Source organism: Azospirillum endophyticum (assembly GCF_016595245.1).
Taxonomy (GTDB): Bacteria; Pseudomonadota; Alphaproteobacteria; order Azospirillales; family Azospirillaceae; genus Azospirillum; species Azospirillum endophyticum.
Genome location: NZ_JAENHM010000013.1, coordinates 1 through 19277 on the forward strand (window position 1 = coordinate 1; position 19277 = coordinate 19277).

The 19277-nt window shown below is 64.3% G+C and carries 18 protein-coding genes, 1 tRNA gene, 1 rRNA gene and 1 pseudogene; 6 read left to right on the forward strand and 15 right to left on the reverse strand.

The window, feature by feature from the left end:
* The first annotated feature begins 145 nt into the window (after window positions 1–145).
* The 4 genes and pseudogenes from rrf to JHL17_RS03870 all read left to right on the forward strand — a co-directional run.
* Window positions 146–261, forward strand: a 5S ribosomal RNA gene (gene rrf, locus JHL17_RS03855).
* A 78-nt stretch (window positions 262–339) separates the two neighbouring features.
* Window positions 340–416, forward strand: a tRNA-Met gene (locus JHL17_RS03860).
* A 210-nt stretch (window positions 417–626) separates the two neighbouring features.
* A complete protein-coding gene (locus tag JHL17_RS03865; RefSeq protein ID WP_200190772.1) occupies window positions 627–1106 on the forward strand; it encodes a hypothetical protein in 480 nt (159 codons plus the stop codon).
* 268 nt (window positions 1107–1374) lie between these two features.
* Window positions 1375–1743 (forward strand): annotated as a pseudogene (locus JHL17_RS03870) (transposase); the annotation flags it as partial.
* 64 nt (window positions 1744–1807) lie between these two features.
* Here the strand turns inward: JHL17_RS03870 and JHL17_RS03875 are convergent.
* From JHL17_RS03875 to JHL17_RS37565, 10 genes are all read right to left on the reverse strand, one after another.
* Window positions 1808–2632: a FadR/GntR family transcriptional regulator gene (locus JHL17_RS03875; RefSeq protein WP_200190737.1), complete on the reverse strand. Its 825-nt coding sequence runs from the start codon at window positions 2630–2632 to the stop codon at window positions 1808–1810.
* A gap of 124 nt (window positions 2633–2756) precedes the next feature.
* Window positions 2757–3998, reverse strand: a complete 1242-nt coding sequence (locus JHL17_RS03880) for an ABC transporter substrate-binding protein (RefSeq protein ID WP_200190738.1) — start codon at window positions 3996–3998, stop codon at window positions 2757–2759.
* A gap of 37 nt (window positions 3999–4035) precedes the next feature.
* Window positions 4036–5277, reverse strand: a complete 1242-nt coding sequence (locus tag JHL17_RS03885; protein WP_200190739.1) for a CaiB/BaiF CoA transferase family protein — start codon at window positions 5275–5277, stop codon at window positions 4036–4038.
* Window positions 5274–6107 (reverse strand): N-acyl homoserine lactonase family protein, encoded by an 834-nt coding sequence (locus JHL17_RS03890; protein WP_200190740.1) that lies wholly within the window; start codon window positions 6105–6107, stop codon window positions 5274–5276. Before JHL17_RS03890 ends, JHL17_RS03885 begins: the two co-directional genes overlap by 4 nt.
* Before the next feature lie 2 nt (window positions 6108–6109).
* A complete protein-coding gene (locus JHL17_RS03895) occupies window positions 6110–6799 on the reverse strand; it encodes an NAD(P)H-dependent oxidoreductase (protein ID WP_200190741.1) in 690 nt (229 codons plus the stop codon).
* A 28-nt stretch (window positions 6800–6827) separates the two neighbouring features.
* Window positions 6828–7601 (reverse strand): enoyl-CoA hydratase/isomerase family protein, encoded by a 774-nt coding sequence (locus JHL17_RS03900; protein ID WP_200190742.1) that lies wholly within the window; start codon window positions 7599–7601, stop codon window positions 6828–6830.
* Between the two features lie 36 nt (window positions 7602–7637).
* The gene (gene kce / locus JHL17_RS03905) at window positions 7638–8570 is read right to left on the reverse strand and encodes a 3,5-dioxohexanoate:acetyl-CoA acetone transferase (protein ID WP_200190743.1); all 933 of its coding nucleotides are present in this window, start codon (window positions 8568–8570) and stop codon (window positions 7638–7640) included.
* A gap of 50 nt (window positions 8571–8620) precedes the next feature.
* Window positions 8621–9817, reverse strand: coding sequence for a CaiB/BaiF CoA transferase family protein (locus tag JHL17_RS03910; RefSeq protein ID WP_200190744.1), 1197 nt, complete (start codon window positions 9815–9817; stop codon window positions 8621–8623).
* Window positions 9818–9822: 5 nt separating this feature from the next.
* Window positions 9823–10596, reverse strand: a complete 774-nt coding sequence (locus tag JHL17_RS03915) for an enoyl-CoA hydratase/isomerase family protein (RefSeq protein ID WP_200190745.1) — start codon at window positions 10594–10596, stop codon at window positions 9823–9825.
* A gap of 57 nt (window positions 10597–10653) precedes the next feature.
* A complete protein-coding gene (locus JHL17_RS37565; protein WP_200190746.1) occupies window positions 10654–11841 on the reverse strand; it encodes an acyl-CoA dehydrogenase family protein in 1188 nt (395 codons plus the stop codon).
* 263 nt (window positions 11842–12104) lie between these two features.
* On the opposite strand from JHL17_RS37565, the gene JHL17_RS03925 reads away from it, so the two are divergent.
* Both JHL17_RS03925 and JHL17_RS03930 read left to right on the forward strand, forming a co-directional pair.
* Entirely contained in the window at window positions 12105–12983 is an 879-nt protein-coding gene (locus JHL17_RS03925) for an HpcH/HpaI aldolase/citrate lyase family protein (RefSeq protein ID WP_200190747.1), read from the forward strand.
* A gap of 28 nt (window positions 12984–13011) precedes the next feature.
* Window positions 13012–14064 (forward strand): NADP-dependent oxidoreductase, encoded by a 1053-nt coding sequence (locus tag JHL17_RS03930; RefSeq protein WP_200190748.1) that lies wholly within the window; start codon window positions 13012–13014, stop codon window positions 14062–14064.
* 53 nt (window positions 14065–14117) lie between these two features.
* Here the strand turns inward: JHL17_RS03930 and JHL17_RS03935 are convergent, their stop codons facing one another.
* The 5 genes from JHL17_RS03935 to JHL17_RS03955 form a co-directional block, all read right to left on the reverse strand.
* Window positions 14118–15149: a TRAP transporter substrate-binding protein gene (locus tag JHL17_RS03935; RefSeq protein ID WP_200190749.1), complete on the reverse strand. Its 1032-nt coding sequence runs from the start codon at window positions 15147–15149 to the stop codon at window positions 14118–14120.
* Window positions 15150–15220: 71 nt separating this feature from the next.
* Window positions 15221–16510 (reverse strand): TRAP transporter large permease, encoded by a 1290-nt coding sequence (locus JHL17_RS03940; RefSeq protein WP_200190750.1) that lies wholly within the window; start codon window positions 16508–16510, stop codon window positions 15221–15223.
* Window positions 16507–17061: a TRAP transporter small permease subunit gene (locus tag JHL17_RS03945; protein WP_200190751.1), complete on the reverse strand. Its 555-nt coding sequence runs from the start codon at window positions 17059–17061 to the stop codon at window positions 16507–16509. The genes JHL17_RS03940 and JHL17_RS03945 overlap by 4 nt, the downstream gene beginning before the upstream one ends.
* Window positions 17062–17791: 730 nt before the next feature.
* Window positions 17792–18436 carry an SLOG cluster 4 domain-containing protein gene (locus tag JHL17_RS03950; protein WP_200190752.1) on the reverse strand — a complete coding sequence of 215 codons (645 nt, stop codon included), beginning with the start codon at window positions 18434–18436 and terminating at the stop codon, window positions 17792–17794.
* The gene (locus JHL17_RS03955) at window positions 18423–19253 is read right to left on the reverse strand and encodes an ABC transporter permease (RefSeq protein WP_200190753.1); all 831 of its coding nucleotides are present in this window, start codon (window positions 19251–19253) and stop codon (window positions 18423–18425) included. Before JHL17_RS03955 ends, JHL17_RS03950 begins: the two co-directional genes overlap by 14 nt.
* Window positions 19254–19277: the final 24 nt, after the last annotated feature.

A 19277-nucleotide genomic window follows, 5' to 3' on the forward strand; every position in this document is an offset into this window, starting at 1 on the left:
TCGGCTTGATCTCGACACCACATTACCGCGCCATGCGCAGCAGCAAGCCTGCTCGACGCAACAGCCGCAGTTCGATATGTCCTCACCTCACTTGCACGAACAAGCACAGGCTTCGGAACGGAGCGTCGGTCTTGAGCCTTGGTGACCTGGTGGTCATGGCGAGGTGTCAAACACCCGATCCCATCCCGAACTCGGCCGTGAAAAGCCTCCGCGCCAATGGTACTGCGTCTTAAGACGTGGGAGAGTAGGTCGCCGCCAGGTCACTCAGGCTCAAGAGACGCTCCACAACGAAGCTCATGCTTGCATCTTCACTGTCCATCATCCCACATCAGGAACATCCGCGGGGTGGAGCAGCCCGGTAGCTCGTCAGGCTCATAACCTGAAGGCCGCAGGTTCAAATCCTGCCCCCGCAACCACCATTACCGAACGCACCCGTTCCCGAAGGCCGGACGCTCCCGCAGCGCCGGCCTTCGCTGCGTTTGCGCCCAGTCCGAGGCTGAGCAACGCCACCAGATCGCCCTCCAACTCGATCTCGACGCCGCGGGTACCGGCAGTGCTGAAACGCACCGCCACACGCTCGATCACTTGAACCGCGCCGAGAAAGATTGGAAGATACCGCCGCGAGAATGGACGGTCGCCAAGGCACAGATGGCCGTCATCTTCGGCGAGCGCTTCGCAAAGGCGATGAACGCCTGATAATCAACCCGACCCGCCGAGCACGAAATTCCCGACACTCCCTGGGCCGGCGGCGGACCAGCCAGCTGGCCAAGGACCGGGCCTTCGCCCTGGAAAACGTGCAGCTGACGGCCCGCAAGGCCACGACCAACATCGGCGTCATCCACGATCCCGGCCACGCCGAGCCGTGGATCATCGCCATGTCCGCCACGCCGGGATATCTGAAAACGCTCGATTATTCCGCCCGCCGGGCGATCGAACCGATGTTCTCGGACTTCAAGTCACGCGGCTTCGGGGTCGCCGACACCCAGATCCAGCATCCCGACCGCCTCGCCCGGCTGCTGGTCATGGCACTGGCCCTCTACACCGCCGTCTCCACCGGCCACTGGGACGCCGCGACCAACCCCACCCCCGCCGAAAAAAGGATGTGAGACTCCAGCCCGGGAAAGTCGCCCGCTCGAAAACTTCCCATTTCACAAGAGGGTTGCGCCGAATCGCACGTCTCATCCTCAACGCGATCCCACTGCCGCCCCTCTGGGCTCATAAAACTGATGGATGATGAGGACACGATGGGGCATGTGCTCGCTGCCAAGGAAATCGGCGGCAGCAACTCTCTGAGCAGGCCGATTTGCAAGCCGCATAACCCGGTGCCCATCGGTCCGGGGGAAACACAATATCAGATCACAGGCCCAATGCACGGTTATGGCCGACGGGGCGTACGGTGGTGAGCCGGTCTATCGCGCCGTGACCGCCCACAGCCCCGAGGCGGAAGTGATCATCCCGCCGCGCGCGGTCGCCGTGCCGAGCGACACCGCCGAGTGCGCTCCCACACAGCGTGACCGGCACATCCAGATGATCACCGAGCGTGGTCGGCTCGGTTGGCAGCGGGCGGCCCATTACAGCTGGCGCGCTCTCGCTGAGGTGGCGATGCTCAGGTACAAGGTTCTGATCGGACGCCGCCCCCGCGCTCGGACTCTGCCCGCGCAGAAGGTCGAAGCGGCCATCGGCTGCAAAGTCGTGAACGCCATGACCAGCTTGAGCATGCCGGTCTCCCGCAAGTTTGCCTGATCAGCGCTGCCTCGCGGTGGACTCCGCCGTCACGCTGATATGCACACAAAAGTCTGTCTAAGCACTAGACTTTCTTTCGAGCATGCTTTCGGGGCGATCGGAGTTCGGTTGTCGGCGCAACTATCGTGCTAGTATCGCCTTCTTGCTGAACGTCGGTGTCATCGGTGTGGTGTAACGTTGAAGCAGCCCATCCGCGTGCCTTGACTGTATAAGCATCGACATGCCGGTGCATCCGTCGCGCAGCAGCGTCACCGTCACGCTCCGCGATGGCGGTCAGAACCTTGTCATGAATATTGATGACCTGCCGCCGCACGGCCGGCGAGTGAAAGCCTTCTAGATTGGTGGCCACGTGAACACATTCCATGATCGCCCTATAGAAGGAGACCAACAGCTTGTTTTGGCTTGCTTTCACGACCGCAGCGTGCCAAGCGACATTCGCCGCCCGGAAGGCGTTCACGTCTTCCTCGGCATCTTCCAATTGCTGTTGTATCGCCCTCATATGTGCAAGGTCATCGTCGGTTCGGTGCAGCGCAGCGAAACGGGCCGCTTGCGGTTCAATGGCGATGCGAGTTTCCAGCAACTCTTCGAAACTGATCTGCTGCCCCCAGATGAACAGACTCACCGATCGTTCGAAGGATTCCCGGCTTGGGCGACGTACGGCGGACCCACCGTTGCGGCCGGGACGGGTCAAGATCAGCCCTTCGAACTCCAATACGCGCAAAGCGTCGCGCACCGAAGTCCGACTCAATCCCGAATGATCGGCGAGGTCGCGTTCGTTCGGCAGCAGTTCCCCTTCACCGAATTCTCCGGCAAGGATGCGGTCACGGATCTGACGCGCCAGGATGTCCGAAGCCTTCGGGACGACGATTCGGTCGATCTTGGAACCCATACGCACCCACTCATCGCGCCTGTTGCTTTCGGTATGATGATATAATCTTTGACGCTCAAACCACAACAACACTGCATGCCGATCGGCGGTGGGGAGCCTTTTCCCTGCTCCTTCCGACGTCCTGTCAGCTTCGCTTGGCCTGGACCAGTGGGCAGCGGCTTTCGGAGAGCGGCCAGTAGGCTTCACTGGCGGGAACGGTACCAATAATCTTGTAGTAATCCCATGGTCCCTTGGACTCGGTCGGCGACTTTACCTCGGCGACCAGGATATCATGGAGCATCAACCCGTCCTCACGCAATTGCCCACCCTTGGTAATGACGTCATTGATCGGCAACTCCCGCATCTTGGCCATGACCGCCTTCGGTTCGGTGCCACCCGCCGCCTTGACGCCTTTCAGGTAGTGCAGGACACTGGAATAGACGCTCGCTTGAACCATGGTCGGTTTGGCGTTCCGCTCCTTCTCGAAGCGGGCCGACCAAGCGCGGGTCTGGTCGTTGAGGTCCCAGTAGAAGCCGGTCGTCAGCACCATGCCCTGCGCGTGCTGCAATCCCAAGGAATGGATATCGGTGATGAAACTTATGAAGGAGGCGAGCTTCTGGCCGCCCTCGACCAACCCAAACTCATCGGCCTGCTTGATGGCGTTGACCAAGTCGAGGCCCCCGGTCGCCAGCGCCACGATGTCGGCGCCGGAGCTCTGCGCCATCAGCAGGTAAGAGGAGAAATCGCTGATGTTCAGTGGATGGCGCACCGAGCCGACCACGGTGCCGCCGGCCGCCTCGATTGCCTTGGTGGCGTCCTGCTCCAGCGCGTGTCCGAACGTGTAATCGACGGTGATGAAGAACCATTTCTTGTTTTTTCCACCCTGCATGGCCCCCTTGACCGTGCTGACCGCCTGCGTCCGCGTGTTCCAAGCCCACAGGGCGCCGACCGGTGAGCAGGAGGCGTTTACCAGCACCTCGGTGCCGGAGGCCGACGTCATCACCACGGCTTTGTTGCTCTCGGTCGCGACCTGCTGAACAGCAAGCGCTGCGGCACTTGAGGCGATGTCGGCCAGGGCGGTGACACCCTGGGTGTCGAGCCAGTTCCGTGCCAGGGTCGAAGCGATTTCCACCTTGTTCTGGTGATCGGCGCAGAGGATCTCGATCGGACGGTCGAGCACCGTTCCGCCAAAATCGGCGGCGGCCATCTTTGCGGCAACGCAGGATCCCACTCCGCCCAGTGCGCTGAAGGTGCCTCCCTGGTCGCTCAGAAGACCGATCCGCACCGGATCGGCGGCTTTGACCTCACTCATCGCCAGCCCCAAGGAGAAAAGCCCGGCAATGGCCCCCATCCCGAGCGCCCGTCTCGTCGAATGCACGCTGCTCATGTTTGTTTCCTCCTACCTTTTGTTCAAGGCTCGCTCGTCAAGCTTCATTGGCCTGCTGAACGCGGTTGGCTTGCAAAAGTCGGTCAATGTCGATGTCGCCGTAACCCATCTCGCGGAGGATCGCGGAGCTGTGCTCGCCGAGCAGTGGCGGACGCGCGCCCTCCCGGCGTTCCAGCCCATCGAAACGGATTGGCTGGGCAACGGTCTTCAGCGGTCCGGATCGCTCATCGCCATACTCCATCACCATGCCGCGAGCTCGCGTGTGCGGGTGCGCCAGCAGATCCTCCAGAGTGTTGAGAGGGGCCGCCGGAACCCCGGCCTCCGCCAGGATGGCAACCCAGTCGGAGCAGCTTCGCTGGCCGACGAGGCCTTGGACCAGGGCGATGATTTCCGTGGCGTTGGCGACCCGCGCCGCGTTGTCGGCGAAGCGCGGATCCGTTCCCAGTTCCGGTTTCCCGGCGACCCGGCAGAAGCGGCGCCAGAGATTGTCGTTGGGAACCCCGATCAGGATCGGCCGGTCGCTGGCATCGAACAGCTGGTAGGGACAGAGCGACGGGTGACCGGAGCCCGATTTTCCAGGCAGCCGGCCCGAGACCCAGTAGGACTGCAGCATGTAACTCAGCAGCCCAACCGACGTCTCGAAAAGCGATACCTCCAGCTTGGCACCGACTCCGGTGCGGTCGCGGCGGACCAAGGCGGCCAGGATGCCGGCCAAGGCGTTCATCCCGGTGGTCTGGTCGATGGGCGACATCGGTGAGCGGACTGGACCGCCCGTCTCCTCGCCGGTCATCGCCAACATCCCGCTGAACGCCTGTAGGATCAAATCGTAGCCGAGGCCGTCGCTGAGCGGCCCAGCTTGCCCATAACCGGAGATGCTGCAGTAGATCAGCCGCTCGTTGTGCTGGCGCAGGGTGTCGTAATCGACGCCGAGCCGGGCGGCCACGCCGGGGGCGAAGCTCTCCACCACGATGTCGCTGCGGGCCGTCAGCCGGTGCACGACCGCCCGGCCTTCGACGGATTTCAGGTCGATCGCGATGCTGCGCTTGTTGCGGTTGGCGCTGAGGAAGACCGCCCCCATGGAGCGCTGGTAGGGAGGCCAGTGGCGTGTCTCGTCGCCAACTCCCGGCGGCTCGACCTTCACCACTTCGGCTCCGAAGTCGCTCAGATGCTGCGTGCACAGTGGGCCGGCCAGCACCTTGGAGAGGTCGAGGACACGGATGCCGGCCAGTGGAAGACCGCTCGAGACGTCGGGAAGGGGGTCGTTCGGAAGTCCTGTCATGACGCATTTGCCTTCCCGCCGGCCATGTCCGGCTCCTCGTGGAGGGCGATCAACTCGATGCCGTTGACCAGCCGCGCCGGATAACGTCGGCGCACCAGCGGATCGTGGCCGGGGATGATGTGGTTCGGGCCATCGCACAATTCGCTGAGTCGGCGCTGACTCTCCAGCATGTCCTCGGTGTCGACGACCAGGGGAAAGGGGTTGCCGCTCTCGTAATTCGCGTAAAAGTGACTGGCATCGGACGCGAGCACGATGGTTCCGCGCTTTGTCCGCACCGACACGGCTTGCAGACCGCGGCTGTGGCCGGGAAGCAGATGAACGGAGACGCCATCGAACAGGGTGGCATCGCCGTCGGTGAAAACGGTGCGTCCGGCGTAGGTGCAACGGACCACCTCGACGACATCCTCGACCTCGTAGGGAAAACGCATCAGGCGGTGGCACATGCAGCGCCCGGTGGCAAAGGCCACCTCGGCGTCCTGGACATGCAAGGTCGCGTTGGGAAAGCATTCCAGATTGCCGGCGTGGTCATAATGCAGATGGGTCAGGATGATGTGCCTCACCTCCTCCGCCGGCACGCCGACGGCCCGCAGGGCCTCCACCGGGTGATGGAGCAGCCCACGCGAGCGGGAGCGCGAGGTCCGCTCACCGAATCCGGTGTCGACGAGGATCGTGCGGTCCTCGTTGCGGACGATCCAGATGAAGAAATCGAGCGGCATCGGCCCATCATGCTGGTCGCGCCGGAGGAAGTTCTCGTGCACGGTGCGGTCGCCGATCTCGGCGTATCGCAGGGCGTAGACCTCGTAGGGCTCCGGTTCGCTTCGGTTCGGCATTCTCAGGCTCCGTTGGTGTGAAGGGCCCGCTGGGCGCCGCCGTCGAGACCCGCTGCTGCGGTGAGATGCTCTGCGTAGTGCCGCAGGAGGGCTTGACGATCCTCCTCTGGACTGCGGGCCGGAGCAAAGGCGAGAAAAGGCGGGATGGGCTCCAGCCCGATGTACCCGAAGAGCCCCTTTTGGAGCGGCATGAGGGTGTCTTCGACGCTGGCGTAGGCGCGCGGCGTTCCGGCGGTGAAGCGTTCGACCGGGCTGCCAGTGGTCACGGTGACCATGCCTTTGCGCCCGCGCAGCGGCGCCCGATCAAAGCGTCGGTCGCTGTCGTAGGCGAAGCCGACCGACAACACGCGATCGATCCAGCCTTTCAGGATGGCCGGAGGGCCGAACCACCAGAGCGGAAAGTTCAGCATCAGCAGATCGGCCCGCGCCACTTTGGCCTGTTCCGTGGCGACGTCGTTGGCGTAGCTGCCGTTTGCGTGGGCTCGGCGCTGTTCGGTTTGATAGTTGAAAGGACCGTCGGCCAACTCGTGGCGGAAGTCGGCTGGCCCGCCGATCGGCGAGAAGCCCTGTCGATACAGGTCGCTGACCTCGACTGTGTAACCGAGGGCCGTCAGCCGCTCGACGGCGGTGTCCTTCAGGGCACCGCAAAAGCTGTGCGCCTCAGGGTGTGCGAACACGATGAGCACGTTCATGGCTGCTCTCACTTCTGAGGAACCGGCCTCAGCGGCCGGCGAAATCGGGTGGGCGCTTGGCGAGAAAAGCCTGGACCCCCTCCTGGTGGTCATCGGACAGGACCGCCAGCCCCTGTGTCGTCGCCTCCAGGTCAAGGAAGGCTTCCAGCGTCGGCACCGTCATCGCCTTGAACATCCGCTTGGCGAGACCGAAGGCCATGGTCGGTCCAGCGGCCATCTCCCGCGCCAGGGCGTCCGCCGCGCTCTCCAACTCGGCATCGGGCACCACTCGGCTGACGATGCCGAGCGACTGGGCTTCTACCGCCGTCAGGGGCCGCCCGGTGAAGACCAACTCCTTGGCCTTCATGAGTCCGAGCGCTTGGCACAGGAAATAGACGGCCCCACCGTCCGGCGCCAAGCCAACATTTTTGAAGACCATCGAAAAACGTGCCGTTTCCGAGGCAACGATCAGATCCGAGGCGAGCGCCATGGAGAAGCCGACCCCCGCGACGGGGCCGCGCACCGCCGCCACCACCGGCTTTTCCAAGTTGGCGATGGCGGCGATCACGCGGTGCAGCCGACGGAAACGCTCCCGCGTGGAGAAGGCGGTAAAGTGCCCCAGATTGTTGACGTCGCCACTGGCGCAGAAGCCGCGTCCCGAGCCGGTCAGGATCACAGCCCGCACGTCGTCGTCGAACGCCAGGTCGAGAAAGACGTCGCCGAGCGTCGCCTTCAGGGGCTCGGTCAGGGCGTTCAGCCGCTCCGGGCGGTTCAACCGCACGGTGGTGACCGGGCCGGACCGCGAAACCAAAATCTCGTTCATCGCAGGCAACCCTTGATGTGGTTGGAGCGGAACGGATCAGAAGGCAACGCGGTCGGCGCCCTTGAGCGCCAGCAATTCGCGCGCTTCGTCGGGCGTCGCGACCTCCAACCCCAAGCCCTCGATGATCCCGCGCACGGTGCGGACCTGTTCGGCGCTGCCGGCGGCAAGCCGGCCCGGCCCGGCCCACAGCGAATCCTCCAGTCCGACGCGCACGTTGCCGCCCATCGCCGCCGCCATCGCCGCCACCCGCATCTGCGCCGCGCCGGCACCCAGCACCGACCAGCGGTAACCGTCGCCGAACAGCCGGTCGGCGGTGCGTCGCATGTGCAGGACATCCTCCTGGTGAACGCCGATTCCGCCGAGGATGCCGAAGACCGACTGGATGAACAGCGGTCCGCGCACCAGCCCCCGGTCATGAAAATTGCGAAGCGTGTAGAGGTGGCCGATGTCGTAGCATTCGAATTCGAACCGGGTGCCGTTGGCGTAGCCGGTCTCCAGGATGAACTCGATGTCCTTGAAGGTGTTGCGGAACACCAGCTCGCGGGAATTTTCCAGATGCTCGCGTTCCCAGGGGTGCTGGAAATCCTTGTACTTGTTCAGCAGATGGAACAGGCCGAAGTTCATCGTGCCCATGTTGAGCGACGCGACTTCCGGCTGGAAGGTCGCGGCTGGCTTCACCCGGTCGGCGACGCTCATGTAGGGGCTGCCGCCGGTGGTGATGTTCACCACGGCGCCGGTGCGTTGCTTGATCACCGACAGGAACGGACGAAAGGCTTCCGGCGACTGGTCGGGGCGGCCGTCGGCCGGGTTGCGGGCGTGCAGATGCAGGATTGCCGCTCCCGCCTCCGCCGCCGCGACAGCGTCGTCGGCGATCTGTTCGGCGGTGATCGGCAGATACGGCGACATCGACGGCGTGTGGATGGCACCGGTGACGGCGCAGGAGATGATCACTTTCCGGGTCGAAGCCATGGCGTTCCTCCTCAGGATTTTCCTTTTGCGGGAGCCGTCGCTCCGGAAGGTCAGATCACCCGCTCCGCGCGCAGTTCCGCGATGGTCCCGGCGTCGAGACCGAGCAGTTCGCTCAACACCGGCCCGGTGTCCTGCCCCAATGCGCCGCTCGGTCGCAGAGGATCCGTCGGCGCCCCTTCGAAACGCAAGGGTGAGCGGGGCAAGGTGACCTCGCCGTAGACCGGGTGCGACACCTGCTGCAAAAAGCCGCGATCATGCAGATGCGGGTCCGACACCACATCGGACAGATCCCGGACCGGTGCGCAGGGCACTCGATGTGCCATCAGTCGTTCGAACAGTGCGGCGCGGCTGTGCTGGCGGGTGAAGGCCGTCACCAGTTCATCCACCGCGTCCATGTTGTCGACCCGTGCCTTCAGCGAGGAGAAGCGCGGATCCTCCGTCAGATCGGGGCGCTCCATGGCTGCCAGCAGCGACCGCCAATGATGCTCGCCGACGCACAGGATGGCGATGTAGCCATCCTCCGTCTGGTAGACGTTGTAGGGGGCCTCGGCCAGCCCGCCGTGGCGGTTGCCCGTGCGTGACGGGGCCTCGCCCTCGCTGCCGTACCACAGGCCAAGGCTTGAGCTGAGCGAGCTGTAGACCGCCTCCAGCATCGCGACCTCGACCAAACGTCCGCAGCCGGTCTTCTCCCGCTCATAGAGGGCGGCCATCACGGCGCCAAACAGGTGCGCGCCGCCGAAGAAGTCGCACACCGCCGGACCGGAGCGCACCGGCGGCCGGTCGGGAAAGCCCGTGACGCTCATGATGCCCGACATTGCCTGGACGGTCAGGTCCATCGCCGGATAGTCCCGGTAGGCACCGCTCAGGCCGTATCCCGAACCCGAGGCGTAGATCAGACGCGGGTTGACCGCGCGCAGCGCCGCGTAGCCGATGCCGAGACGATCCATCACGCCCGGCGCGAAGTTCTCCAATAGGATGTCGCCGCGCTCGACCAGCCGGCGCAGCAGGTCGCGTCCACGTTCCTGCTTCAGGTCGAGGGTGATGCAGTCCTTGTTGGAGTTGAGCATGGCGAAGGGCAGCGCCGCACCTCCGACCACGCTGCGGCGGCGCAGGTTCTCGCCGCCCGGTGGCTCCACCTTGATCACCCGCGCTCCGGCCATCGCCATCAGGAAGGTCGCGTAGGGACCCTGGTAGATCTGTCCGAGATCGATTACCGTGACACCGCGCAGGGGGTTCTCCCGGTCCATCGCCGTCACCGTCCCTGGAAGTCGGGTTTCCGCTTTTCGGCGAAGGCGGCCGGTCCCTCGCGCGCGTCCTCGGTCGCCTGAAGCAGGCGGTTGACCAGTTGTTCCACCCGCAGGCCGGTCGCCAGATCCATGTCGCGGCTGCGCAGGGCCAGTTCCTTGGCGGCCTGGACCGCCAGCGGCGCGTTGGCGGCGATCCGCCGGGCGTAATCCATGGCGGCGGGCATCAGCTCGCTCCGCGACACCACCTTGTTGATTAGGCCCCAGCGCAGGGCGGTGGCGGCGTCGATGGCGTCGCCGGTCAGCGTCAGCTCCATGGCCAATGCGTAAGGGATTTGCGACATCACCCTCTGCGTACCGCCGTTGCCGGCAACGATGCCGCGCTTGACCTCGGCGAGGCTGAAGGTCGCAGCTTCCACGGCGACGCGGATATCGGTGGCGAAGAGAAGCGTCGTGCCGCCGCCCAGGCACAGACCGTTGACCGCGGCGACGACCGGTTTCCACACCTCCAGCCCCCGGTTCAGGAGCTGGTCGCGCTGAGTCAGCCACATGTCGGAAAAGGGCGTCGGTGCGGAGACGAAGGTTTTGATGTCCGCGCCGGCGGTGAAGGCACGGTCACCGGCTCCGGTGACGATGGCGACCCGGATCTCCCCGTCGTCGCGCACTCGGCACCACGCGTGCGACAAGGCCTGGTAATGCTCCAGGTCCATGGCGTTGAGCCGTTCCGGTCGGTTGATGGTGATGACGGCGATGCCGTCGGTGACTTCGAAATCAATGGACATGGTCGGCGTCCCATTCGGTGGCCGGAATTGGAAAGCCCGCCGCTCGGCGGTGCCGGATCAGCCCCGGCCGGCAAGCAGCGTGCGGGCGATCACCAGCCGCTGGACTTCGGATGGTCCTTCACCGATGCGCTTGATCCTCATCTCGCGGTACCAGCGTTCCAGGGGCATCTCCTGGGCGACGCCCATGCCGCCGAGGATTTGGATGCAGCGGTCCACGACCCGGCCGGCCGTTTCGGTGGCGTACAGCTTGGCGACCGACGCTTCGACCTTGATGTCGTGACCGAGGTCGGCACGCCATGCGGCCTGATAGACGAGCAGCCGGGCGGCGCGCAGTTCGACCTCCGAATCCGCGATCATCCACTGCACCGCCTGCTGATCGGCCAATGGCCTGCCGAAGGTGTGGCGCTGCCGCGCCCAGTCGATGGCGAGTTCCAGTGCCGCTGCGGCAACGCCGATGGTGCCGGCGGCGTAGGGAACACGGCTGTGCACCAGCAGGTCTCCGACCAGGGAGAAGCCTTTCCCTTCGTCGCCCAGACGGTTCTCGGCCGGCAGTTCGTAGTCGGTGAAGGTGACCTCATACGGCGCATAGGAGCGGATCACCGGAACCTTCGTGATGCCGATGCCGGGACGGTCGGTCTCGACGATGAAGGCGGTGACGCCATCGCGTCCCTTTGACGGACCGGTTCGGGCGAACACAATTCCCCATTTCGATTCGCTGGCGGCGGTGATCCACAGCTTGGTGCCGTTCAGCACGTAATGGTCGCCGCGGCGTTCCGCCCGGGTCTGGATGGCGCGGCCGGGATCGGAACCGCCGCTGGGCTCGCTGATTGCAAAGAAGGCTTTGTCGCCGTTGGCGATCGCGGGCACGGCGTAGCGTTCGATCTGCTCGCGGGTGCCGTTGAAAATGACGCTGGGCGGGTCGAAGCCGAAGGCGCCGCAGGCTGGAATATAGGCGCCCATGCGGCATTTCGCGGATTCTTCAGCGACGATCGACTGACCCAGAAGATTGAGGCCTCCCCCGCCATACTCGGCCGGGCTCTGGACGCACCAGAGACCGAGCGACCGCGCCTTCGACTGCAATGCCGTCAAGCGATCAGGGGGCAGTGTGTAGGCGTCGTGCGGCATCTCGGCTTCCAGAGGCGCCACCTCCTTGCGCATGAAGCGGCGCACGGTGTCTTCAAGCAGGCGCAGCTCATCGGGCAGTTCCCAGGCGCCGATGGTGCGCGTGGTGTCGATCTCAGGCACGGCGCGTGTCCCGTTAACCAAAACCTCCCCCTTTCTTGTCATGCGGTCGCGGTGGCCCGCCCGTCCGGTGGCCGGCATCGGTGCGCGTCGGTCCGGCCGGCGGCCGTCCGAGAGGATCCATGAGGGCGGGCCGTCCGCGGCGAGGCGGCGGACGAACCCGATGAAGGCAACGGTATCGCAGGAATGTTTGCTTGGTCAACATTGTAATTCGATATTTTAAAAGATATGATGTTTAGACCAATTTCAATCAGGGATGCCGATCGATGCGCCTACGCTCCTTCCTGTTCGTTCCCGGCGACAGCGAACGCAAGTTCGCCAAGGCAAGCCAGACCAAGGCAGACGCCCTTATCCTGGATCTGGAGGACTCCGTGTCCGGCGACCGCGCCGGTATCGCCCGTGCCATGGTCCGTGGGCATCTGGACGCCTTCCCGCGGGACGGCCGGCGACAGAAGCTCTGGGTTCGGGTCAACGCGCTCGACCATCCGGCGGCGCTTGCCGACATCGCCGCCGTCGTCGGTGGACGGCCAGACAGCATCCTGTTGCCAAAGACCCGTTCGGGCGCCGATGTCACCCAGCTCGACCATTATCTGAGCGCTTTGGAGCAGCGCGAGGGCGTGCCGATCGGAGCGATCCAGATCATGCCGGTTGCGACCGAAACGCCGGTGTCCATGCTGTCCTTCGGCAGTTACGTCGGCTGCAGTCCGCGACTGTTCGGCCTGACCTGGGGGGCCGAGGATTTGGCGGCAGCGCTGCACGCAAGCACCAACCGTCTGCCCGACGGCCGTTACGAGCACACGTACCGGCTCGCCCGCAGTGTTTGCCTGCTGGGAGCCCGTGCCGCCGGCGTGGAACCGATCGATACGATTTGGTCGGACTATCGGGACGCCGCCGGGTTGGCGGAGGACGCAGCGGCGGCGCGGCGCGCCGGCTTCTCCGGCAAGGTGTCAATCCATCCCGATCAGGTCGACATCATCAACGCCGCCTTTTCGCCGTCGGCCGAGGAGATCGACCATGCCCGCCAAGTGGTGGCCGCCTTCGAGACTCAGGGGACCGGCACCGTCGGCCTCAACGGCAAGATGCTCGACATGCCCCACTTGAAGCAGGCGCGGCAGATTCTGGCCTTGATCGACGCCGTCGTGTGATCCATGCAGCTTGGTTAGGAGACAAAGGATGGCACAGCCGACCGACATCCCCGTGCTCGACCTCTCCGGGCCCAACCGTCATGTTCTGCTGGTCCGTCGACCGACCGGCATTCCCCAGACGGAGGACTTCGCCCTCGCCGAGTCTCCGGTTCCTGAACCGGGAGAGGGACAGTTCCTGGTTCGCAACGTCTTTTTATCCGTCGACCCGGCCCAGCGGGGGTGGGTGTCGGCGGAGGTCAACTATTCCGCCCCCGTGGCGCTCGGCACACCCATGCGGGCGTTGGCGGTCGGGGTGGTGGTCCGCTCCCGCGATCCCGAGGTGGCCGAGGGAGACTGCCTGTACGGCTGGTTCGACTGGCAGCACTATGCGGTTGCGGACAAGACCCGGATCGTGGCACGGGCGCGCCACGCGCTGCCGCTTTCGGCCTTCGCCGGACCGCTCGGGATCAACGGCCTAACCGCTTATCTCGCCCTGACGACGCTCGGCCGTCCGGAACCGGGCGAAACCCTGCTGGTATCAACGGCGGCCGGGGCGGTCGGCGGCTTCGTCGGACAGATCGGTGCGATGCTCGGCTGCAAGACGATCGGCATGACCGGCAGCGACGACAAGGTGCGGCTGTGCCGGGAACGTCTGGGGTATGCCGAGGCCTTCAATTACAAGATCGCCATCGGGACGCCCGATGGCTTGTCACAGGAGTTGATACGCGCGATGCCCGAGGGCATCGACGTGTTTTTCGACAACACCGGCGGTCCGATGCTCGACACCGCGCTGCGCCGCATGCGGGTCGGGGGCCGAGTGGTCCAGTGCGGTACCGTGTCGGTGCCGCAATGGACGCCGCCTCCAATGGGATTGCGCAACGAACGCGAGGTGCTGACCCGGCGGCTGAGCTGGTCAGGCTTTGTGATCTTCGACCATGCTCCCCGGTTTGCCAAGGCGATGGACCAGTTGGCAGAATGGGTGGGGGATGGCCGTCTGGTCTACCAGGAGGACGTCAGCGTCGGTCTGGAGCATGCGCCGGGAGCCATCGCCGGTCTTTACGCTGGGGAGAACAGCGGTAAGCGGTTGATCCGGGTGGTGTGACGGGGGACAGACCCGAGGGGCGCCGCCTTTGGAGTTGCACCCCTCGCTTCCGGTCAGTTCCCAAGCGCCGCAGCAAAGGCATCGAGCACCTCGGTCCCCGGCTTGCCGCGCCGGTCCAAATCCTTGGCCCAGTCGCGGCGGATGTTCAACAACGCTCCATGCAGTTTGGCGCGGTCGCCGTCGTTGAACGTTATGGCCGTCATTCCTGCGGCCTGCGCGGCCTTCATCGCCGTCTGTTCGGAAGCTTCGAAACGTTTGCAGGACTCGTGGGTTATCGTGCTTCCGGCCGTCGTTATGGCGGCTTGCACATTGGTCGGCAGCTTGCGCCAGTTGCGCTCGCTCATGGCGTAGGTGCTGAAGATCGTGCCGAAATTCTCGTCGATGGTGCCGGCACGGATCAACTTTGTCAGATCGTACGAGACCACGCTCTGCATGGCAAGCAACGCCCCGTCGATGGTGCCGCGCGACATCGATTCGTAGATTTCCGCTGGCGACATGCGAACCGGAACTGCCTTCACGCTGTGAACGGCAAGGTCCAACGGCCCACCGACGGAGCGGATTTTCAACCCTTCGACATCGGCCAGCGCCTTTACCGGCTTGCTGGAGGAAACCACCATCTGATAAGGGGCCAGGATGTAGGAAAACAGTGGATGGAGTTGAAGGACATCCCATTCCCGGGTGCGCAGGACGCCGCCTGGTGCCAACAGCGTCTCCATTGCCAATGTGCCCTGGCAGTTGCTTGTGAATGCGCCGGGAAGGTCGGCCACTGCCGACAGGGGCATCTTGTCCGATGTGTAGGCCGGGACGACAAGACCGATGTCCGTCACTCCGGCTTGGGTCAGCGCCAGCAGATCCTTGGCCTTGCCGATCTGCTCCGCCGGGAAATGCTGAAACGTCACCTGACCGTTGGTAAGGCGTGTCACCTCCGTCATGAAGAGCTTAGTGGCGTTCTCATGAATAGTGTGGCCGTTGGGAAAAGTGTCGGCAACGCGCAGGGTGATCTGCTGCGCTTGGGCCGGTGCCACGATCGCCAATCCCAGGAGCAGGGTGGAGAGCGCAGCGGCGTGCAGGCCGTTTGACGGCATGGTTGATTTCCTCCTTAACCGTGTGGGGCTGCAACTGTGTCGGGCTTCGGTTTGAAACCTGCCGGCCCCCGTCAGCGACCCATCTGGGCTGGCAGCCATAGAATAATGGACGGCCACGCGACCAGAATGGCGATGGTGACCAGATGGGCGACGAAGTGGGGCAGCGTCCCCTGGAACACCTCGCCGACCGGGCGCCCTGAATAACGGGCGACGATGTAGCAGTTAAGTCCAATTGGCGGTGTAATCATGCCAACTTCGGCCGTCACGATCTTGATGATGCCGAACCACAATGGATCGAAGCCCAGTGACTTGATCAGGGGCAGCACCACCGGTACGGTCAGGACCAGGATAGCGATCTGGTCCATGAAGGCTCCCAGAACGATATACCCGGCCAAAATGATGGCAATGATCACCCAGCGCGACACCTCCATCGCCCCAACCCAGCCGACCAGATCCTGCGTGAGCCGGGTCAGGGTGAAGAAATAGCCGAAGATGCTGGCGCCTAGCAAAATGAAGGCGATCATGCAGGTTCCCTGCACGGCGCGCAGCACTGAGTGCCCCAATTTGGCTGGTGTCGCCTGCCCGTGGGTGATCGCCAAGACGAACGCGCCGAACGCGCCCAGCGCGGACGCCTCTGTCGGCGTCGCGATGCCGCTGTAGATCACACCGGTAACCAGGGTCAGCAGCAGCAGCATCGGGCCGACGACGCGCAGCAGTTCAATCTTCTCCCGCCATGACACGGCCGGTGATCTGGGTGCCCGCTCTGGATGGCGCCACGCAAGAAGGAAGACCGTCAACATGATCGTCATCGTGACGAGGATGCCGGGAATGATTCCGCCGATCAGCAAGGCTCCGATGTTCACCTCCGCCAGAAGGCCGTAGATTACCAGCGCCACGCTCGGTGGAATCAGCATGGCCAGTGTGCCGGAGATCGCCACCACGCCAGCCGCCATTTTCGGTTCATAACCAAGTTTCAGCATGGCCGGTAGACTGGTGGATGAGAGGGTTGCGGCGGACGCGGTGCTGGTTCCGCAAATGGCGCCGAAGCCGGCCCCCGCGAGGGCCGTCGCCATGCCGAGCCCTCCGGGAATCCGGCCGACCAGGGCCGCTGTCGCCCGGAACAGGCTATCGGCGACTCCGCTCAGCAGAACAAACTCCGCCATCAGCAGGAACATGGGAATTGTGATGAGTTCATAGGAACTGACGGTCGACAATGGGGCGTTCTGGAGGATGCCCATGACCATCCCGGATCCGCCGATCATCCAGAGCCCTAGGATTCCTGCCCCCAGCATGGCAAGCCCCACCGGAGCGCCGATCGCCAGAAGCAGGAACAGAACCGCCAAAGCAAGAGCGCCCGTCATTCGAACCCCTCCTTGGCGTGTGTCGCCGCCACCGTCAGCGCGGAATCGACCGGGCTTCCCAAGGCCAGGGCCTGGGCGTGGGCGATGCCGCTTAGAAGAAAACGCGCCGCGATCAGGGAGGAACCCAAGGCAACCAGCAGGGGAGCCGGCCATGTCGGCCACGGGATGCTGCCGGCCAGTACCTCGTCGGCCAGAAAGCCGTCCCAACCGCGTTCCGCACCTGCGATGGCGATGAGCGCGAACGCCAGAGTTCCGATCGACGCGATGAGAATCTCGGAGAAGTCATGCAGCCGACGTGGGAACCGGGCGCTGATTACATCGACGTTTACATGGGAGCCAGAAATATACGCCTTCGACATGATAAGAAAGAACAATCCTGGCATCAGATACATGCCGATCATGTCGTATGACCAAGAAAGCGGCGACGTAAAGATATATCTCATAAGAACATCAGCAGTCACAATGACCATAATCAGAAATATTAAAACAGAGCAGATGGAGTTCATCAGACGTTCTGTGATTTCGATAGGGATTTTGAGGACGGTCAGCACGTTTCCTCCCTTTGGTATTTCTTGTCGATTAAGAATATTTTGGGTGCATATGGCATCGGGCAAGCGGTGACGCACTCCGAGGCGCAGGCCTTTGCAGGCGCAAGCGGAGGCGCAGATCTGTACCAAATGAGCGAAGCTTCGACCGATACCATCATACGGTTGACCATAAATGTATCAGACCGAATGATCGGTTAAAACAATTATTTTATTATCAGACCATTCTATGACCTGCCGCTCACGCTGCGTGGCTCACGCTGCCACGGCGCATAGAGATGTGGGCTTGAATTGAGGCTACGGACCCGACGTGGAAAGGCCGAGTTGCGGCGACAGAAACGGGGAGAGGCATCTTGATGAAAAGAAAGGTCTTCAGGATAAAATGCCAAATGAGCCACGGCTGTGCCAATTATTGATATATATCTATCGGTAGATAGCAAGATAATTGGATTGTATCGAGCTGTTTGACCTGGGAAGAGGCGTGAATACTAGTTAGAATTACATGCTCTGCCTTGGAAGGATATACGCTATAATCATGAATGGATCTCGCATGCCTCATTATATGGGAGCTTGCGAGGGCATCCATCAGGGCGGCTTGGCGGAACTGCTCGATATCGAGCCGATCACGCTGGTGTGCCTGCTCGACAAGCTGGAGCGATCGGCCTGATCGAGCGGCGGCCGCACCCAACCGACCGTCGCCTGCGCCTGCTGCATCTCACCGACAAGGCGCGCCTTGCTACGCCCGCGCTGGGACGATGGGCGCGTCCAGCCCGAACAGATGGGCGGCGAGCGCCTCCGGCAGGGCGGCGGGGTCGGCGAGATGTCGCACCCCCTCGACCATGGCGGCGCCGGCCAGCCCGAAGACGGTCTTGCCCAGGCGCAGACCCAGCGCCACCTCCGACAGGGTGCCATAGCTGTCGCCGACCGCGATCAAACAGTGGCTGGCCTGGGCGATCAGCGCGTTGCGCGCCTCGCCGATGCCAGACGCCAGCACGATGGCGGCATAGGGGTTGGCGGTGGCGGGATCGGCGCCCGGCAGAAGGGCGATGCCCAGGCCGCCCGCCTCCGCCGCGCCACGGCAGGCCGCCTCCATCACCCCCTGGCGACCGCCGCACAGCAGGGTCAGGCCACAGCGCGCGAGGATGGCGCCGGTGGCGTTGGCGGCGGCCAAGGCGGCGTCGGTCGCCTCGTTCGGGCCGATCACCCCGACCGGCGCCCGCAGGGAATGGCCGCCCCGGGTCTGGAACCAATGCAACGCTTGTTCCGGTCCGAGAGCTTGCGCCCCGGCGGGCGCCGGGCCGGCGCTCCAGCCCCGGGTGGTGGGATCGAAGACACGGCCGGCGTGGTGCAGGCGGTTGGTGTCGCGGTCAAGTTCGAACATGGTGATCGGCCTCGGAACGGGCGGCGGCGATCTCCGCCACCGCCATCAGGAAGGAACAGACGGCCAGCAGCAGCACAGACAGGGCGGCGGCCAGCGGAAAATCGGCGCCGGCGTCGGCGATCAGGCTGTAGAGCCGCAGGGGAAGGATGTTGATCTGAGTGCCGACCAGCGCCAACGCCGTGCCATAGGCACCGAATGCCACAGCCGTCACCAGCGCGAAGGAGGCGAGCACGGTGGGCGCCACCTGCGGGGCGAGGATGTCGATCAGGGCGCGCAGCCGGCTGGCCCCCATCGATTCCGCCGCCTCGGTCTGGCGATGGTCGAAATTGGCGAAGACCGGCAGCAGAGTCAGGATCACGCGCGGCGTCAGGAAATAGCTGTAGGCCAGAACCAGCCCCGGCCGGTCATAGAGGAAGGCGGCGATCGCCGCCGGATCGGCGCCCAGCTCCGCCAGCAGCAACGTGGCGAAGCCGGCGCGGCCGAGCAGCAGGATGAAGCCGTAGGCGACGATCAGGCCGGAAAAGGTCAGCGGCAGGGCGATGACCACCTGAAGCAGGGCGCGGCGGCCCGGCGGCAGGCGGGCGAGATGCAGCGCGACGGCCACGCCCAGCACCACCGAGGCCAGCCCCGCCTCCAACCCCAGCAGCAGCGAGTTGCCCAGCGCCGCCAGCAGGTCGCCCTGGGCGAAGACGCGCCGGATGGCGTCTCCGGCCAGGGCCTGCCACGCCACGGCGCCCAGCGGCAGCAGGAAGAAGAGGATCAGCAGCGCCAGCCCCGGCACCGCCAGCAGCAGACGGAGAATGGGCGATCCGCTCATGATCCGGACCCTGGGCGGGCGATG

Coding starts and splice junctions, on each gene's coding strand:
- JHL17_RS03955 (WP_200190753.1), bottom strand. CDS start 19,253: ATGAGCGGATCGCCCATTCTCCGTCTGCTGCTGGCGGTGCCGGGGCTG.
- JHL17_RS03880 (WP_200190738.1), bottom strand. CDS start 3,998: ATGAGCAGCGTGCATTCGACGAGACGGGCGCTCGGGATGGGGGCCATT.
- JHL17_RS03895 (WP_200190741.1), bottom strand. CDS start 6,799: ATGAACGTGCTCATCGTGTTCGCACACCCTGAGGCGCACAGCTTTTGC.
- JHL17_RS03930 (WP_200190748.1), top strand. CDS start 13,012: ATGGCACAGCCGACCGACATCCCCGTGCTCGACCTCTCCGGGCCCAAC.
- JHL17_RS03925 (WP_200190747.1), top strand. CDS start 12,105: ATGCGCCTACGCTCCTTCCTGTTCGTTCCCGGCGACAGCGAACGCAAG.
- JHL17_RS03915 (WP_200190745.1), bottom strand. CDS start 10,596: ATGTCCATTGATTTCGAAGTCACCGACGGCATCGCCGTCATCACCATC.
- JHL17_RS03950 (WP_200190752.1), bottom strand. CDS start 18,436: ATGTTCGAACTTGACCGCGACACCAACCGCCTGCACCACGCCGGCCGT.
- kce (WP_200190743.1), bottom strand. CDS start 8,570: ATGGCTTCGACCCGGAAAGTGATCATCTCCTGCGCCGTCACCGGTGCC.
- JHL17_RS03890 (WP_200190740.1), bottom strand. CDS start 6,107: ATGCCGAACCGAAGCGAACCGGAGCCCTACGAGGTCTACGCCCTGCGA.
- JHL17_RS03940 (WP_200190750.1), bottom strand. CDS start 16,510: ATGACGGGCGCTCTTGCTTTGGCGGTTCTGTTCCTGCTTCTGGCGATC.
- JHL17_RS03910 (WP_200190744.1), bottom strand. CDS start 9,817: ATGGACCGGGAGAACCCCCTGCGCGGTGTCACGGTAATCGATCTCGGA.
- JHL17_RS03885 (WP_200190739.1), bottom strand. CDS start 5,277: ATGACAGGACTTCCGAACGACCCCCTTCCCGACGTCTCGAGCGGTCTT.
- JHL17_RS03865 (WP_200190772.1), top strand. CDS start 627: ATGGACGGTCGCCAAGGCACAGATGGCCGTCATCTTCGGCGAGCGCTT.
- JHL17_RS03900 (WP_200190742.1), bottom strand. CDS start 7,601: ATGAACGAGATTTTGGTTTCGCGGTCCGGCCCGGTCACCACCGTGCGG.
- JHL17_RS03935 (WP_200190749.1), bottom strand. CDS start 15,149: ATGCCGTCAAACGGCCTGCACGCCGCTGCGCTCTCCACCCTGCTCCTG.
- JHL17_RS03875 (WP_200190737.1), bottom strand. CDS start 2,632: ATGGGTTCCAAGATCGACCGAATCGTCGTCCCGAAGGCTTCGGACATC.